At 56.7% G+C, this 15,739-nt stretch carries 15 protein-coding genes; 12 read left to right on the top strand and 3 right to left on the bottom strand.

Features of this window, described 5'->3' with window-relative positions; genetic code table 11:
* Positions 1 to 33: 33 nt before the first annotated feature.
* The 9 genes from MIH19_RS03305 to pgi all read left to right on the top strand — a co-directional run bounded on the left by MIH19_RS03305 (position 34) and on the right by pgi (position 10,658).
* The gene (locus tag MIH19_RS03305) at positions 34 to 210 is read left to right on the top strand and encodes a hypothetical protein (RefSeq protein WP_249007553.1); all 177 of its coding nucleotides are present in this window, start codon (positions 34 to 36) and stop codon (positions 208 to 210) included.
* A complete protein-coding gene (locus tag MIH19_RS03300; protein ID WP_249007552.1) occupies positions 200 to 3,181 on the top strand; it encodes an ATP-binding protein in 2,982 nt (993 codons plus the stop codon). Before MIH19_RS03305 ends, MIH19_RS03300 begins: the two co-directional genes overlap by 11 nt.
* A 7-nt stretch (positions 3,182 to 3,188) precedes the next feature.
* Positions 3,189 to 4,598: a sigma-54 dependent transcriptional regulator gene (locus MIH19_RS03295; RefSeq protein WP_249007551.1), complete on the top strand. Its 1,410-nt coding sequence runs from the start codon at positions 3,189 to 3,191 to the stop codon at positions 4,596 to 4,598.
* 331 nt (positions 4,599 to 4,929) lie between these two features.
* Complete coding sequence (locus MIH19_RS03290) at positions 4,930 to 5,115, top strand: hypothetical protein (protein WP_249007550.1); 186 nt, start codon at positions 4,930 to 4,932, stop codon at positions 5,113 to 5,115.
* A 179-nt stretch (positions 5,116 to 5,294) separates the two neighbouring features.
* Positions 5,295 to 6,659 (top strand): polynucleotide adenylyltransferase PcnB, encoded by a 1,365-nt coding sequence (gene pcnB / locus MIH19_RS03285; RefSeq protein WP_249007549.1) that lies wholly within the window; start codon positions 5,295 to 5,297, stop codon positions 6,657 to 6,659.
* Positions 6,656 to 7,162, top strand: coding sequence for a 2-amino-4-hydroxy-6-hydroxymethyldihydropteridine diphosphokinase (folK, locus tag MIH19_RS03280; RefSeq protein ID WP_249007548.1), 507 nt, complete (start codon positions 6,656 to 6,658; stop codon positions 7,160 to 7,162). The genes pcnB and folK (MIH19_RS03280) overlap by 4 nt, the downstream gene beginning before the upstream one ends.
* 115 nt (positions 7,163 to 7,277) lie before the next feature.
* Positions 7,278 to 8,072: a 3-methyl-2-oxobutanoate hydroxymethyltransferase gene (panB, locus tag MIH19_RS03275; protein ID WP_249007547.1), complete on the top strand. Its 795-nt coding sequence runs from the start codon at positions 7,278 to 7,280 to the stop codon at positions 8,070 to 8,072.
* Complete coding sequence (gene panC, locus MIH19_RS03270; protein ID WP_249007546.1) at positions 8,069 to 8,917, top strand: pantoate--beta-alanine ligase; 849 nt, start codon at positions 8,069 to 8,071, stop codon at positions 8,915 to 8,917. The genes panB and panC overlap by 4 nt, the downstream gene beginning before the upstream one ends.
* Before the next feature lie 28 nt (positions 8,918 to 8,945).
* Positions 8,946 to 10,658: a glucose-6-phosphate isomerase gene (pgi, locus tag MIH19_RS03265; RefSeq protein WP_249007545.1), complete on the top strand. Its 1,713-nt coding sequence runs from the start codon at positions 8,946 to 8,948 to the stop codon at positions 10,656 to 10,658.
* Here pgi and folK (MIH19_RS03260) read toward each other — a convergent pair.
* Both folK (MIH19_RS03260) and folB read right to left on the bottom strand, forming a co-directional pair.
* A complete protein-coding gene (gene folK / locus MIH19_RS03260; protein ID WP_249007544.1) occupies positions 10,611 to 11,159 on the bottom strand; it encodes a 2-amino-4-hydroxy-6-hydroxymethyldihydropteridine diphosphokinase in 549 nt (182 codons plus the stop codon). The two genes, pgi and folK (MIH19_RS03260), sit on opposite strands and share 48 nt — an antisense overlap.
* On the bottom strand, positions 11,156 to 11,515 hold the full coding sequence (gene folB / locus MIH19_RS03255; protein ID WP_249007543.1) for a dihydroneopterin aldolase: 360 nt from the start codon (positions 11,513 to 11,515) through the stop codon (positions 11,156 to 11,158). The genes folK (MIH19_RS03260) and folB overlap by 4 nt, the downstream gene beginning before the upstream one ends.
* A gap of 140 nt (positions 11,516 to 11,655) precedes the next feature.
* On the opposite strand from folB, the gene plsY reads away from it, so the two are divergent.
* Entirely contained in the window at positions 11,656 to 12,249 is a 594-nt protein-coding gene (gene plsY, locus MIH19_RS03250; RefSeq protein ID WP_249007542.1) for a glycerol-3-phosphate 1-O-acyltransferase PlsY, read from the top strand.
* 51 nt (positions 12,250 to 12,300) lie between these two features.
* Here plsY and tsaD read toward each other — a convergent pair whose 3' ends face one another.
* Positions 12,301 to 13,359 carry a tRNA (adenosine(37)-N6)-threonylcarbamoyltransferase complex transferase subunit TsaD gene (tsaD, locus tag MIH19_RS03245; protein WP_249007541.1) on the bottom strand — a complete coding sequence of 353 codons (1,059 nt, stop codon included), beginning with the start codon at positions 13,357 to 13,359 and terminating at the stop codon, positions 12,301 to 12,303.
* Between the two features lie 240 nt (positions 13,360 to 13,599).
* On the opposite strand from tsaD, the gene rpsU reads away from it, so the two are divergent.
* Positions 13,600 to 13,815: a 30S ribosomal protein S21 gene (rpsU, locus tag MIH19_RS03240; RefSeq protein WP_007350211.1), complete on the top strand. Its 216-nt coding sequence runs from the start codon at positions 13,600 to 13,602 to the stop codon at positions 13,813 to 13,815.
* A gap of 159 nt (positions 13,816 to 13,974) precedes the next feature.
* Complete coding sequence (dnaG, locus tag MIH19_RS03235) at positions 13,975 to 15,711, top strand: DNA primase (protein WP_249007540.1); 1,737 nt, start codon at positions 13,975 to 13,977, stop codon at positions 15,709 to 15,711.
* The last annotated feature ends 28 nt before the right edge of the window (positions 15,712 to 15,739 follow it).

Here is a 15,739-nt window from a genome sequence, read left to right as displayed (position 1 = left end):
AGCCATGAATCCACTGCGGCACGGTTACTCTAGATGTACATTTATCGTCTGGTTTTTTTGCTGGTCCTGGCGATTTACGTCTTCTCTCCCAATATTCTCGACTGGTGGATGTCGTCCGGCAATGCCTGGTACAGCCCGTATCTGATCTGGGCCGGATTGATTGTCATTGGCATATGGTTGGAATGGCGGCGTGATCCCAATGAATTTTAGTGCTGCCGGCCTGCTGCTGGTCAGCGTTGCGTATCTGAGCCTGCTGTTCGGCATTGCCTGGGTATCAGAGAGTGGCTTGCTGCCACGCAAGCTGGTGCGCCACCCGCTCATTTACGTGCTTAGCCTGGGCGTGTACGCCGGCATTTGGTCGGTGTATGCATCGGTGGGTGCGGCGGCGGAAACCGGTTATGGCTTTCTGGCCTACTATGTGGGAATCAGCGGTGCGTTTTTGTTGGCGCCGGTGTTGCTGAATCCTTACATGCGTATCGGGCGGGCGTATCAGTTAACCTCGTTGGCTGACCTTTTTGCCTATCGTTACCGCAGTCAGTGGGCGGGCACTTTGGTCACACTGTGTTCTGGCGCAGCCATTCTGGCTCTGTTGAGCATGCAAATTCAGGCCGTCACCAGCTCTGCCAGCATTCTTGCCCCCGATGTGTCGCCTAACGTAATTAGCGCTCTGTTCAGCGTAACCGTGGTGCTATTCGCCATTTTGTTTGGCACCCGCCGCAACGCCCACACCAGCAACCACCGCGGGCTAGTGGTTGCCATCGCCTTTGACTCACTGGTTAAGCTGTTAGCCCTACTTCTATTAGGCGGCATCGTTCTGTTTGGTGTGTTCGGCGGCCCCGATACCCTTCAGCTCTGGCTGGATCAAAACGAAGCACCCGTCGTTGACATGGCTATGACTATCGACGACGCCAATTGGCGGGCGGTTATGCTGACGTCTTTCGCGTCGGTACTGGTACTGCCACACATGTACCACATGATTTTTAGCGAGAATCCGTCTCCGGCGTCGCTGGCCAAAGCCAGTTGGGGCCTTCCCTTGTACTTGTTGCTACTGGGCCTGCCGATACCGCTGATTCTTTGGGGCGGCCAGGAGCTTGGGGTAACCACCGCGGCCAATTACTACAGCATTGGTATTGGCCAGGCCTTGGGCAGCCCCGCGTTAACACTGATGATGTACATTGCAGGCCTCTCTGCCGCCAGTGGTTTAATGATTGTAAGCACCCTGGCGCTTGCGGGCATGGCCCTGAACCACATTGTACTGCCGTTGAAAACGCCCAAAGATCAGGCCGACATCTACCGCTGGCTGCAATGGGTCAAGCGGCTGCTGATTGCTCTGATCCTGTTTCTGGCTCTGATGTTTCATGAAACCCTGGGTAAAAATCTGCAGCTGTCGATTCTTGGTGCAATCTCTCTGACCGGTACCCTGCAACTGTTACCCGGCGCCCTGGGAGTCATCTTCTGGCCCGAAGGCAATCGCCGCGGCCTGATCGCCGGCCTGCTGACCGGGCTCGCAATCTGGGTGACCACCCTGATACTCCCCTTTTCCGGCGCTGCAAACCTGCTGTTGTGGCTGGACAGCCCGATAGTGCCAAACGCCGGTAACTGGCACCTGTTTATGTTCCTCAGCCTGGGCGCCAACGTCGCGATGTTCGTAGCGGTGTCTGTGCTTAGTTCCAGCAACAGTGAAGAACGCAGCGCCGCTCAGGCCTGTTCGCTCGGAGCCTTGTCGCGGCCGCAGCGGCGCGAATTGCTGGCCACATCGTCTGCAGACTTTGTACGCCAGCTCAGCGAACCTCTGGGACAAGATGGCGCCCAGCGCGAGGTGGAACGCGCACTGTTACAACTGACACTACCCGAAGTTGAGTACCGTCCTTATCAGCTAAGGCGCCTGCGAGACCAGGTGGAAGCCAATCTGTCGGGCCTGATGGGGCCGGAAATCGCCCGTGATATGGTCAAGCGCCATTTGGGGTTCAAACCCATGCAGCGCGCAGCCCAGGATATTCGCTATGTGGAAGGCGCCTTGGGCGACTATCAGAACCGGCTCACCGGGTTAGCCGGTGAGCTAGACAACCTGCGCCGGCATTATCGTCAGACCCTGTTAAATCTGCCCATACCTGCCTGTTCAGTGGGTGAAGACGGCGAAATCCTGATGTGGAACCAAACCATGGAACGCCTGACCGGCATCAGTGCCGACGAAGTGGTTGGCGCGCGCCTGGCCACCTTGCCGCCACACTGGCACCAGCTTCTGAACGACTTTAACCAGGGCGAAGACGTGCACCGCTACAAACACCGATTGGACTTGCGTGGCCGGCCACACTGGCTGAACTTGCACAAAGCCGCCCTCAGCGGACCCGACCATGCCGAAAGCGGCAGCATTATTATGGTGGAAGACCAAACCGAGATTCGCTTGCTGGAAGACGAACTGATGCACAGCGAACGGCTAGCCTCAGTGGGCCGGCTGGCTGCCGGTGTCGCCCACGAGATCGGCAACCCGGTTACCGGCATTTCTTCGCTGGCGCAGAATCTGCGACTGGAAACCGATAACCCGGACGTTCTCGACACCGCCGACCAGATTCAGCAGCAAACCCGGCGCATCTCAAATATTTTGCAGTCGTTGATGAATTTCGCCCGCACCGGCAATCACGCCCCCGCCAACCGTTACGAACCGGTACAAATACGCCGCTGCGTGCAGGAGTCCATTAATTTATTGTCGTTGAGCGACAAAGGCTTGGGCATTTCGTACCTCAACGCGTGTCCGCCGGAGCTGCTCATTCTGGGGGATGAGCAGCGGCTGGTGCAGGTGTTTGTCAACCTGTTGACCAACGCCCGTGACGCCTCGCCAGATGGCGGCGAAGTATGGGTGACTGGCAAGGCTGACGGCTACTCAGCTATCATCGAAATCATCGATCAGGGAAGCGGTATCGCCGCCGACAAGCTTGATCACATTTTCGAGCCGTTTTACACCACCAAACCCACCAATAAAGGTACAGGTCTTGGTCTTGCACTGGTTTACAGCATTGTTGAAGAGCACTATGGCAACATTCAGGCGGAGAGTCCGGCGAAGGGTCCGGCGCAGCTCAACGCCGCAGACAGCCGCAACCCGGGCACCTGCATTCGTCTGAAGCTGCCTGCATACGAGCCCGAAGACACACCCGCTGCCTACAGCCAGAATCAAAGGTCCTAGCACAGATATGCCGCGTATCCTGATTGTTGAAGATGAAGACATCATTCGCTCCGCAGTCCGCAAGATGCTGACCCACGCCGGCTACGACGTCACCGACGCAGGCTCGGTGGAGGAAGCCGAACAACATGACTTGGGCAGTTTCGATCTGATCATATCCGATCTGCGATTACCCGGGGCTCCGGGCACCGAAATGATCCGGCGCGCGCCGGCAACGCCGGTGCTAATTATGACCAGTTACGCCAGCCTGCGCTCCGCCGTTGATTCGATGAAGCTGGGTGCCGTGGAGTACATCGCCAAGCCTTTTGATCACGACGAAATGCTGGCGTCGGTAGCCGCCATTCTGGCGCGCAAGTCCACGATCAAGGCAGCTGATGACAGCAGCGCCGTGACTGCTAGAACAACACCTCAAGCAACCGACTCAGACCCGGCCAGCATCATGTTTGGTCAGTGCGAACCGATGCAGCGGGTGTTCACTCTGATTCGTAAAGTGGCTCCCACTGAAACCACGGTGCTTATCCAGGGCGAGTCCGGCACCGGCAAAGAACTGGCGGCCCGCGCCCTGCACTTGCTGAGCCCACGGGCGACGGCCCCACTGATTTCCGTTAACTGCGCCGCCATTCCCGAAAGCCTGATTGAATCAGAACTGTTCGGCCACGAAAAAGGCGCGTTCACCGGTGCAGTCAGCGCCCGTACCGGGCTGATTGAGGCAGCCAACGGCGGCAGTCTGTTTCTGGACGAAATAGGCGAATTGCCTGCCGAAGCTCAGGCCCGACTACTGCGGGTTCTGCAAGAAGGTGAAATCCGTAAGGTGGGGTCTACCCAAAGCATCAAAGTAAGCGTGCGCATGCTGGCAGCCACCCACCGCAATTTGAAAGCGATGACCCGCACCGGCGAATTCCGTGAGGATTTGTTCTATCGCCTGAACGTAATGCAGGTGCGCATCCCCCCTCTGCGCGATCGCCAGGGAGATATTCTGATACTGGCGCGGCGCTTTTTAAAGCGCCAAGGTGCCAAAATGGGCAAACCCGATTTGCAGTTCAGCGCTGACGCCGTGCACACTATAGAGCGGCATCGCTGGCCGGGGAACGTGAGGGAACTGGAAAATGCCATTGAACGGGCCACTATTTTATGTGACTCGGAACTGATTACCCCCGCACTGCTGGATCTGAACGGCGACGGCGACAGTGAGTACATCCCTGAAACCCTGGTGGCTGGTGATAACGAGCAAGCCCAAGGTGCAGACATCCAGGGCGATTTATCGCTGGAAGACTACTTTCAGCACTTCGTACTGGAGAATCAGGACCGAATGAGTGAAACCGAATTGGCCCAAAAGCTGGGTATCAGTCGTAAGTCTTTATGGGAAAGGCGCCAGCGCCTTGGCATCCCGCGCAAAAAAACGTCCGGCAACTCGCATTAGTCGCTGCCGACTGCTCTTACTTGTGTTACCAACTGTTTCCCTTGGTAACACTTTCCCCGCCATTTATGACCTGCCGGTAACACTTTCCCCAAATACGGGGTAACACCTACCTTCACGAAAACGCCAAGCGATTGTTTATGATAACTTTTATAAAACTGGCACGGTGACTGCTATGTATCTAGGGCACAACAACAAAAACAAGATGTGACAGCGCAGCGTGCCAACAAGAATAAAAAAATAGCTGCGAGAAGCGCTCAGTAACAAAAATAAAAATAGAGCGCGAGCGAATCGAGTGTTTTGGATGCCTGGCTTTTTAGCGGTCCCTTAGCTTGTGAAGGTTGTTGAGGCAGATAAGAATCGTCAACAAGGCGGCGCTGCCAATACGCAAGGCTTGAACAATGCTTTTGATCGCTCTAAGTATTCAAAGCTTTCTGTTTGTTTGAAATACCCTGATATTGGGGCTTACGGTGGGACACAAAAAGTAAGAAAAATCCCGGCAATAATAAAAATAATTTAGATCGTCAGATTTTTAGTGGGCGGGTTCGTGTAAGCGGATCCGCCCTTTAATTTATGGGCCCAGGTGAATGCCTGGGTACAGGCAAACCATAGCAATCCGCAGCAAACATGTGCAAAAGCGGCGCAAACCGTTAAACTCATGGTTTTTGCTCATCGCCGCTATGGCCGCAACGGATTTCAATGCCTAAAAGACTCGTCGACAAACTGCGCTCGTTCATACCCGGCAGCTCCCGGAAAAAACCTCTCGGCTATCAGCGAAGGGATATTTCACGGGACCAGCACAGTGTTTCCCGCACGGCCATCAGTGAGCCCGCCAAAAAAGTTTTGCATCGCCTCAACAAAGCTGGCTATGAAGCCTACCTTGTAGGTGGTGGCGTGCGCGACATACTGCTCAGTGGCCAACCCAAAGATTTCGACATTGCGACCGATGCAACGCCGGAAGAAGTGCACGAACTGTTTCGCAACTCGCGCCTGATAGGGCGCCGGTTTCGCATTGTGCACGTGGTCTTCGGCCGTGAAGTCATTGAAGTAACAACCTTCCGCGGCAATGCCAACCCCGCCGACGACGACGATGACGATCGCAAAACCAGCGAACACGGGCAGCTGCTGCGCGACAACGTCTACGGCAATCTCGAAGAAGATGCGCTGCGCCGGGATTTCACTATCAATGCCCTTTACTACTGCATCCGCGATTTCAGCGTGATTGACTTCGCTAACGGCATTGATGACCTGAACAACCGTCAGATGCGGTTGATTGGTGACCCGGAAACCCGTTACCGGGAAGACCCTGTACGCATGCTGCGTGCCATTCGCTTCGCCGCCAAACTCGATTTTGCCATCGAGCCGGCCACCGAGGCCCCCATTCCCGAGCTAGCACAACTACTCACTCACATTCCCGCGGCGCGGCTGTTTGACGAGGTGCTAAAGCTGTTTTCCGCCGGTTATGGCGAAGCAACCTTTGACAAACTGCGCCACTACGACTTGCTGGCACCGCTATTTCCCGACACCGCCAGCGCGCTAGCAGCCGGCGAGCCCGACGAATTAATTCGCCAAGCCCTGCGCAACACCGACGCACGCATAGCGCAAGGCAAATCCGTTACCCCGTATTTCCTGTTCGCCGCCATGTTGTGGCCTGCGCTGCAAGCCGAATGGCGCCGACGCCAAGACAATGGCGATCCGGTACAACCGGCTCTGCACGGTGCGATCTCCAAGGTGATTGGCCGCCAGGTACAGGCAACGTCTATCCCCAAGCGATTCTCCGGGCCCATGAAGGAAATCTGGGAACTGCAGATACGCCTGCCTCGGCGCCAGGGAAAACGTGCTCTGATTACCCTTGGGCACCCTCGCTTTCGCGCAGCCTATGATTTTTTATTGGTGCGTGAGAGCGCCGGCGAGCTTGAACCCGGTCTTGGCCAATGGTGGACACAGTTTCAGCGCCTGGACGAACGCGCCCAGGAGCGCATGATTACAGATCTTGACAGCGGTGAAGTCAAACCTCGCAAGCGTCGGCGTAAACCGGTTAAGCGGCCAACTCAGGATTCATGATGACCGACGTATTTGTTGGCCTGGGTAGCAACCTGGCAGACCCAGCTGCGCAGCTGGGTTGCGCCATTGCAGAACTGGCAGCCTTGCCAAATACCACGCTGGTTGCGCAATCCCCATTTTATGCCAGCAAACCGGTGGGCCCTCAGGACCAGCCAGATTATGTTAACGGTGCAGCATGGCTGAATACCGGCCTGGCGCCTCACGTTTTGCTAGACCATTTGCAGAATATTGAACAGGCCCACGGCCGCGAGCGCTTGCAGCACTGGGGGCCACGCACGCTGGACCTTGACGTCTTGCTGTTCGGCCAGCAAACGCTAAACGATGACCGTCTGACGGTACCCCACGCACAATTGTCGCAACGAGACTTTGCCCTGCAACCCCTGCTGGACTTAAACGCGAAGCTGACCCTGCCCGACGGCACCCCAGTAGCCTTGCTGCGCCAGCAGTGCCCTGACAACCAAATACGTAAACTGCCCCCAGTCGCTACAAACGGGCACTCCTAACCACCCGAAATTTGCTAGTGTTAGGGTTGGAACGATACTGTTTCAGCAGCAGATTCAATTGTGGAGATCCGGCATAGCCGGTATTTAGACCAACTATCGCAAAGGCGAGGAATTTATGGCCGTTACCATCAACACACTGCGGGAATACAAACAGCGCGGCGAAGCATTTTCCGCGCTGACCTCCTACGATGCCACCTTTGCCCAACTGGTCAGCGAAGCCGGCGTAGACGTCATTCTGATTGGCGACTCGCTCGGCATGGTACTGCAAGGCAACGACAGCACATTGCCCGTCACCATGGATCAAATGGTGTACCACGTCAGCTGCGTCGCCAAAGGCAATCGCGGCTCGCTGGTGATGGCCGACATGCCATTCATGAGCTACGGCACCACCGAAGCCGCACTGGAAAACGCGGCAGAGCTGATGCGTGCCGGCGCCCACATGGTCAAACTGGAAGGCACTGACTGGATGCGCGATACCATTCAGGCGCTCAGCGAACGCGGTGTTCCAGTATGCGCACACCTTGGCCTGACACCACAGTTCGTCAACAAGTTCGGCGGCTATAAAGTGCAAGGGCGAGATGAAAAGGCCGCAGACCTCATGGTTGAACACGCCTGCGAACTGGAAGCCGCCGGCGCCGATGTTATTCTGTTGGAATGCGTGCCCGCCGCCCTGGCTGCACGCATTGCAAAAGCCGTCAAGGCACCGGTGATCGGTATTGGCGCAGGCGCCGACACCGACGGCCAGGTGCTGGTGGTACACGACATGCTGGGCATGACCCCTGGCCGCAAACCGCGCTTTGTGAAAGACTTTCTGGTTGAAAACGGCTCCGTTGCCAAAGCCCTGGCAGCCTACGCCAAAGCCGTTAGCGAGCGCACATTCCCCGCCGAAGAGCACACGTTCAAAGCATGAGAACTGTCAACACCATTAAAGAGCTGCGCGCTATGGTTCGCGGCTGGCGTCAGCAGGGCAAAACCATCGCGCTGGTGCCCACCATGGGCAACTTGCACGAAGGCCACCTGTCGCTGGTTCGCAAAGCCGCAGAAGCCGCAGACATCGTGATAACCAGCATCTTTGTGAACCCCATGCAGTTTAGTGCCAGCGAGGATCTCGACAGTTACCCTCGTACCCTGATGGAAGACCAGAACCTGCTGATGGAAGCCGGTAACACATTGCTGTTTACGCCTTCCGCTGCGGACATTTATCCGGCGGGCCTGGCTCATCAGACCAAAGTGGTGGTGCCTGATGTCAGCGACGGCCACTGCGGTGCCAGCCGGCCTGGCCACTTTGACGGCGTGGCCACCGTTGTCACTATGCTGCTAAATATGGTGCAACCGGATTTTGCTCTGTTTGGCGAAAAAGACCTGCAGCAGTTAACGATTATTCGCAAGCTGGTGCGCGACCTGATGCTGCCGGTCGAAATTATTGGCGGCGCCATCGTGCGCGACGGCGATGGCCTGGCAAAAAGTTCCCGCAATGGCTATCTCAGCATTGAAGACCGGGCACTTGCGCCGGCTCTACACAAGATTCTTCAGACCATTGCGAAAGACCTGCAAACGGGTGACACCCACTTTGCACGCCTGTCTGAACACGCGAAAACAGAACTGCTGAATGCGGGTTTACGACCCGACTACGTTAATATTGTTAACAGCCAGACCCTGAAGCCAGCAACCGTCGATGATCGCGAGCTCGCCATTCTGGCCGCAGTGTTTCTGGGCACTACCCGGCTCATTGACAATATTTCACTGGTCCGCTGACCGGCTCCGCCCTGTTACGGAAGACTCTGTGCCCGGCGACCCAAGCGCCGGCCATTTTGCGAAGGACGCCATCATGCAAGGCCATGCATCAACACCAGCCGCCACAAAAGCCTGGCAAGCACTGTTGCACCATCAACAGCGGCTAACCACGAAGCCCATGGCACAGCTGTTCGCCGAGGACAGCCAGCGGGCATCACGCTATTTGCTTGAAGCGGCTGGCCTGACCCTGGATTTCTCCAAAAACCGGCTTGATGATGGCGTCCTCGCCGATCTGATGGCCCTGGCCGAAGAGTGCCAACTGGCCGCCCGCCGCCAGGCGCTGTTTGCCGGCGAGCCGGTGAACAACACTGAAAATAGGCCCGCGCTTCATACCGCCCTGCGAGCAAGTGCAGATCAGACTATTCAAGTGAACGGCAAGAACGTGATGGAGGAAGTTCACGCCACGCTGGAACAAATGCAGCAGTTTGTTAACGCTGTTACCGGCGGTGAACGCCGCGGTTGCACGGGCGAGCGTTTTACCGACGTGGTCAGCATTGGCATTGGTGGCTCTTTTCTGGGACCAAAGTTGGCGACAGAGGCGCTAACGCCTTATCACCACGGCGGGATGCGGTGCCACTACGCAGCCAATATCGACGGCACTGAAATCTGCGAGATTTTGCGCCAGGTACGCCCGCACACCACGCTGTTTCTGGTGCAGTCAAAATCCTTCAAAACCCCCGAAACCCTGGAAAATGCCAAAGTAGCCCGCGACTGGCTGGTTCAGCATTGCCCGCAAACAGACGCCGTTGCGTGCCACTTTGCGGCAGTATCTGCTAACGTCGACGCCGCTCAAGCCTTCGGTATCGACGCAGACAGCCTGTTCCCGATGTGGGACTGGGTTGGCGGGCGCTATTCGCTCTGGTCGGCCATTGGTTTACCGGTTGCCCTGAGCATAGGCATGGACAATTTTCGCCAATTGCTGGCGGGTGCCCAAACCATGGACGAACACTTCATGCAAGCGCCATTAGCGCAGAATATGCCTGTGGTGATGGCCATGCTGGGTATCTGGTACAGCAATCTCTGGGGCGCCTGCAGCCACGCCATTTTGCCCTATGACCAATATTTACGCAGCCTGCCAGATCACCTTCAGCAGTTGGATATGGAAAGCAACGGCAAACGCGTGACTCGCGCGGGCGTTGCGGTCACCTACCATACCGGCCCGATCATCTGGGGCGGGCTCGGCGCCAACGGACAGCACGCCTACCACCAGCTGATTCACCAGGGTACCCGGCTGATTCCGGCAGACTTCATTATTCCGCTGGTCAGCCACAACCCCATTGCGAATCATCACGCCGATCTGTTCGCCAACTGCCTGAGCCAGTCCCAGGCCATGATGGCCGGAAAAACTCTGGAACAAGCCCGGCGCGAATTGATTGCCGAAGGCCTGTCAGCGCAAGACGTCAACCGCCTGGCCTCGCACAAAGTGGTACCTGGAAACCAACCCAGCAACACTCTGGTGATGCAGCAGCTTACGCCTTATACACTGGGCGCGATGATCGCTTTGTACGAACATCGTACCTTTGTACAGGGTGTTATCTGGGATCTGGACTCGTTCGATCAGTGGGGGGTAGAGCTGGGCAAGCAGCTGGGAAAAAACATTCTGCCGCGCCTGATGGGCCAGCCGGCACCGGCAAACGCGGGTAACAGCGACAGCTCAACCGATGCCTTGATCGCTCGTTTCCGCGCCGCCAACGGCGCTTGAAATTATACCGCCGCGCCAGCTGAAGTTGACCTTATGCAAAGGTGGGCCAGCGCGGTGTAACTGCCATAAATCCTGATAGCTTTGTCCGCACTGGGGGTGCAAACGCGACCCGGCCACATCCGCTAAAGGCTTAAGCACAAACGCGTTCACCAATATTTCGGCACGTGGTAATTCCACACCGCAAAACACGCCAACCTTTTCACCGTAAGTCAGAATGTCGATATCCAGCGTTCGCGCGGCGAAGCGGGCGCTGCCCCGAACCCGGCCATGGTCGGCCTCTAACTTCTTAAAGCGGCGCGACAACTCGGCCAGCGGCATGGCGGTATTGAATCCCGCAACCATATTCAAAAACGGGGAACCGTCAAAACCCACCGCCGGGCTTTCATACACCGGCGACAAAGCCAGCTCACCAAACCAGTCGGCCAAGGCATCTAACGCGGCCTGCAAACAGGCTTCGCGATTTTGGTTGCTACCGATACCCACCAGCACCGGAGTGCTCACAGGCGGCGCCCACGCTCGATGCTGACGCCTACCGCAGAGGCTGCCGGTACGGCGCCGGGCTTGCGAATGCTCAGCCGCAAAAACTCGATACCAAACGTCCGTTGCAACTCGGCCGCTAGTACCTCTGCGGCGTGCTCCAGCAACTTCGGTTGCAACGCCTGCAGACAGCGAATAACGCAGTCGCTAACCGCCGCGTAGTCCAGCGCGTCCTTGACGTCATCAGACGCGCCAGGCACGCGGTTGTCCCAGTCCATGTCCAGATCTACCACCAGGCGCTGGGTAATGTCCCGCTCCCAGTCGTATACTCCTACAACGGTTTCGACCTCCAGGCCCTCAATAAACACACGATCTGCCACAGACACTCCAGATGATGCTGCACTTTTTTCGGATTGAATCGGCCCGACAGCGCAGCTAAGGTTAGTTATCAGACTCGACAAATTTAGCTATTTTCGCACATTTTGGTTCAAGTCGTCTGCGCCAGCCAGGACACATCACTATGACATTTGCCAGCGCCCCCGTTTTAACGGTAATGCTGTGTGCCGCTGCATATGTTGGCGGCTCGGTGCTGTTCGCCATACCCATCAGCCGTGCCTGGCAACTGCCTGATCCGCGCGCTCAGGGCTCTACCAATCCGGGCACCACCAACGTATTTCGCAGCGGTGGCTGGGCGCCAGCAGCGCTAACGCTGATGCTGGATGCCGGCAAGGGCTGGCTGCCGGTATGGGCGGCGCAACAATGGGGGCTATCAACAACCGTTCAGGCGGCAGTGGCCCTGTGCGCAGTCACCGGCCATATGATCCCGGTGTTCTATCGCTTCAAGGGCGGAAAAGGCGTCGCTACGGCTCTCGGGGCCGGCCTGGCACTGGCATACACAACCACATGGTTGATGGCCGCAATATGGCTTTTGGTCATGTGGCGCTGGCGCATCTCGGCGATGGCGTCCTTGGTAGCAGTGCTCAGCGGGCCTTTGCTCAGCGCGCTGTTTCAACCCCACACTCTGCCCGTCTTCAGCCTACTGGCGTTACTGGTGTTAGTTCGCCACCGCAATAACCTGATTCGAATGGCGCAGGGGCGCGAAACCCGCTTCTAGCCAGCACTGCCTTCAACTTATTAGCAATGCCTGCACTCTAAACCCTAACCATCAGGCACCCGCCAGGCCGTCATCGCAACGCTGAGTCAAGGGCGGCAAGGTATCCAGCGGCCAGCGCGGCACCGCCGCAATGCGATCACCGTCTTGCTGCCCTGCCCGCAAGCGCTGGGCGCCGGCGTAAGCAATCATTGCGCCGTTATCGGTACAGAACTCCGGCCGCGCGTAAAACACCGATGCGCCAAGTTTCGCCGTCATCACCTCAAGCCCTGCCCGAAGCCGCGTGTTGGCGCTGACGCCACCGGCGATCACCAGACGTTTGCACCCGGTGAGCTTTAACGCGCGCTTACATTTGATCGCCAGAGTGTCCACCACCGCAGATTCGAAGGCCAGGGCAATATCAGCACGGGTCTGATCGCCCAGATCACCGGCTTCACGCGCGGCATTAACGGTATTCAGAGTAAAGGTCTTCAACCCGCTGAAGCTGAAATCAAACCCCGGCCGGTCTGTCATCGGCCGCGGAAAGCGATAACGTCCGGCCTGCCCTTTCTCAGCCAATGCTGCGACTCTGGGGCCCCCCGGGTAATCCAGCCCCAGCATTTTGGCGGTTTTGTCAAACGCTTCTCCGGCGGCGTCGTCAACCGACTCACCCAAAAGAATGTACTCGCCGATACCGCTGACCTGCACCAGCTGGGTGTGGCCACCAGACACTAACAACGCAACGAAAGGAAAAGCCGGTGGATTCTGCTCGAGCATTGGCGCCAGCAAATGCCCTTCCATATGGTGCACGCCCAAAACTGGAATTCCCATACTGAAACCCAAAGCGTGAGCCACGGCGCCGCCCACCATTAACGCGCCCACAAGGCCGGGACCTGCGGTGTAGGCAATACCTTCGATGTCTGCACGTGCAAGCCCTCCCTCGGCCAAAATTTGCTCGATCAATGGCAACAGCTTGCGAACGTGATCGCGGGAGGCCAGCTCGGGCACCACCCCGCCGTAGTCAGCGTGTATCGCTACCTGACTGAACAACGCATGGGCCAACAAACCACGCTCGGTGTGGTAGAGTGCCACGCCGGTTTCGTCACAAGACGTTTCAATACCTAAAATCAGCATAGTTATTAGCCATTAAAATAAAAGAAGCAAAATGCAGAGGCGACGCATTTTAGCAGAAACTCGAGGCCCACCTGCAGTTTCACAGAACAAACATTGACCGCAACCCAACCCAGGGGATATAGTTGCCGCCCTAAATTACGCACTGGTCGAGTTTTAATCATTCCTGCCAGTGTTAGAACCGCTCAGGGCAAGCCCAGCGGAACCCATAGAACCGAATATACCCAGGTAGGTGATTTTCGAATGCCAGCTGTTAAACTGAAAGAGAATGAGCCGTTTGACGTAGCCCTACGTCGCTTCAAGCGTTCCTGCGAAAAAGCAGGCGTCCTTTCCGAAGTGCGTCGTCGTGAGCACTACGAGAAGCCGACTTCTGTTCGTAAGCGTAAAGCTGCTGCTGCCGTTAAGCGTCACCTCAAGAAGCTTCAGCGTGAACAGCGCAAGTTTGAGCGTTTGTACTAGGTTTTAGCAACGCTGCTTGACTGCAAAATTAATCGCCTGAACGGCTACAGGCCGCTCAAAGCGATTTAAAAATGCCGCCGAGGCCTGGCTTCGGCGGCATTTTTGGCTATTGGCCATCCTGCTATTACGGCCCCGTCTAAGGCCACACTCGGAGCCCGAATGAGCGGACTGATCCCGCAACGGTTTGTTGAAGATCTGCTAGACCGGATCGATCTGGCCGAGCTGATTGGCTCTCGCGTTACCTTGAAGAAAGCCGGTGCGAATTACAAAGCTTGCTGCCCGTTTCACGATGAAAAAACACCGTCGTTCAATGTGCGGCCAGACAAAGGTTTTTACCACTGCTTCGGATGCGGCGCACACGGCGACGCGATCAGTTTTTTAAAGGAATTCGAAGGCCTGGGTTTTACCGAAGCAGTTGAAGATCTGGCGCGCAGAGCCGGCATGGAAGTGCCCTACGATCAGGCGGCCAAGCAGGAAATGCAGCAAACTCGCACGCTGACAGAGGCTCTGGATTTCGCCAGCCGTTTTTATCAGCAGACGCTAAGCAGCGAAGCCGGTGCTTTTGCCCGCGACTACCTGCAGCAGCGCGGGCTGGATCAGGCCATTATCCAGCAATATCAGCTAGGATTTGCCCCCGCCGGCGGCACAGCATTATGCGACGCTGCGGGCACCAGCTTTAAAGAACCGCTGCTGGAAACCAAAACGGTATCCGACCAATATGGCCGGCCCAGAGATCTGTTTCGCAACCGGGTGATGTTTCCAATCCGCAACACCCGCGGCAAAACCATCGCCTTTGGCGGGCGTACTCTGGGTGACGACAAAGCCAAATACATCAACTCGCCGGAGTCTGATGTCTTTCATAAGAGCCGTGAAATATACGGCTTGTATGAAGCGCGGCAGAACTTGAAGCAGCTGGACAAGTTGCTGGTTGTAGAAGGCTACATGGACGTCATCGCTTTGGCCCAGCACGGCATTCAGTTTGCCGTGGCAACGTTGGGCACCGCCACCAATCATGACAATCTGAGCGCCTTAATGCGCCAGGTACGCCACATTGTGTTTTGTTTTGATGGCGACACAGCGGGTTTTCGCGCGGCAGATCGCGCACTGGAAAACGCACTGGAACTAATGGCCGACGGTCTGCATCTGCAATTTCTGATGCTACCCCAAGGCGAAGACCCGGACACCCTGATTCGCAAAGAAGGTGCCGAAGCCTTTAGTAAACGGATTGAAGCGGCTATACCGCTGTCACGCTATCTGTTCGATCGCCAGAGCGATGGCTTGGACTTAAAGTTGCCCGAACACCGCGGAGAGTTGCGCGCTCGGGCCGAGCCCATGCTCAACAAAATGCCCAAGTGCACGCTGCGCGACGCCATGTGGCATGAAATGCTGCGCCTCTGCAGCGGCCGCGACCAATGGCAGAAAAAACCTTGGCAGGAACGGGGCGGCAACAAAGGCTGGCAGCGGGAACGAATACAAGAACAGCGGATTGACGTAAAACTGAGCAAAGACAGCTTGCTGTGTCTGGCCTTGACAGAAGCGCCAGATCTGGCCGCAGAAGTGGCCGAAGCCGCTCGTGGCTCACGGCAATTTATTCAGGCAGCGGCCTTCGCCAACTGGATCCTAGGAAGCAAACTTGCCAATCAACCGGCACTAATTAGCGCTTTAGCGACAGACGTTCAAGCCAGAGACCGTTTTTTTCATTTGTTTGACGGCATTGAGCATATACCCGCACGCGAGCACACACTGGAAGCGGCACGGGAACTTCTCAGCCCAACCGAGGAGGCATCGCGGCAACAAAGGTTTGTCGAATTGGTGCGCAACTTGCCCAATCTGAGTCCTGAAGAGCGCATTGAATTACGTACATTAGGCAATGGCACAAAGAACAACGGGACTTGAAAATTTGAGCACTGGTCACCATCTAACC

The organism is Marinobacter sp. M1C, from assembly GCF_023314135.1.
Lineage (GTDB): Bacteria > Pseudomonadota > Gammaproteobacteria > Pseudomonadales > Oleiphilaceae > Marinobacter.
This window is presented reverse-complemented; position numbering and strand designations above follow the sequence as displayed.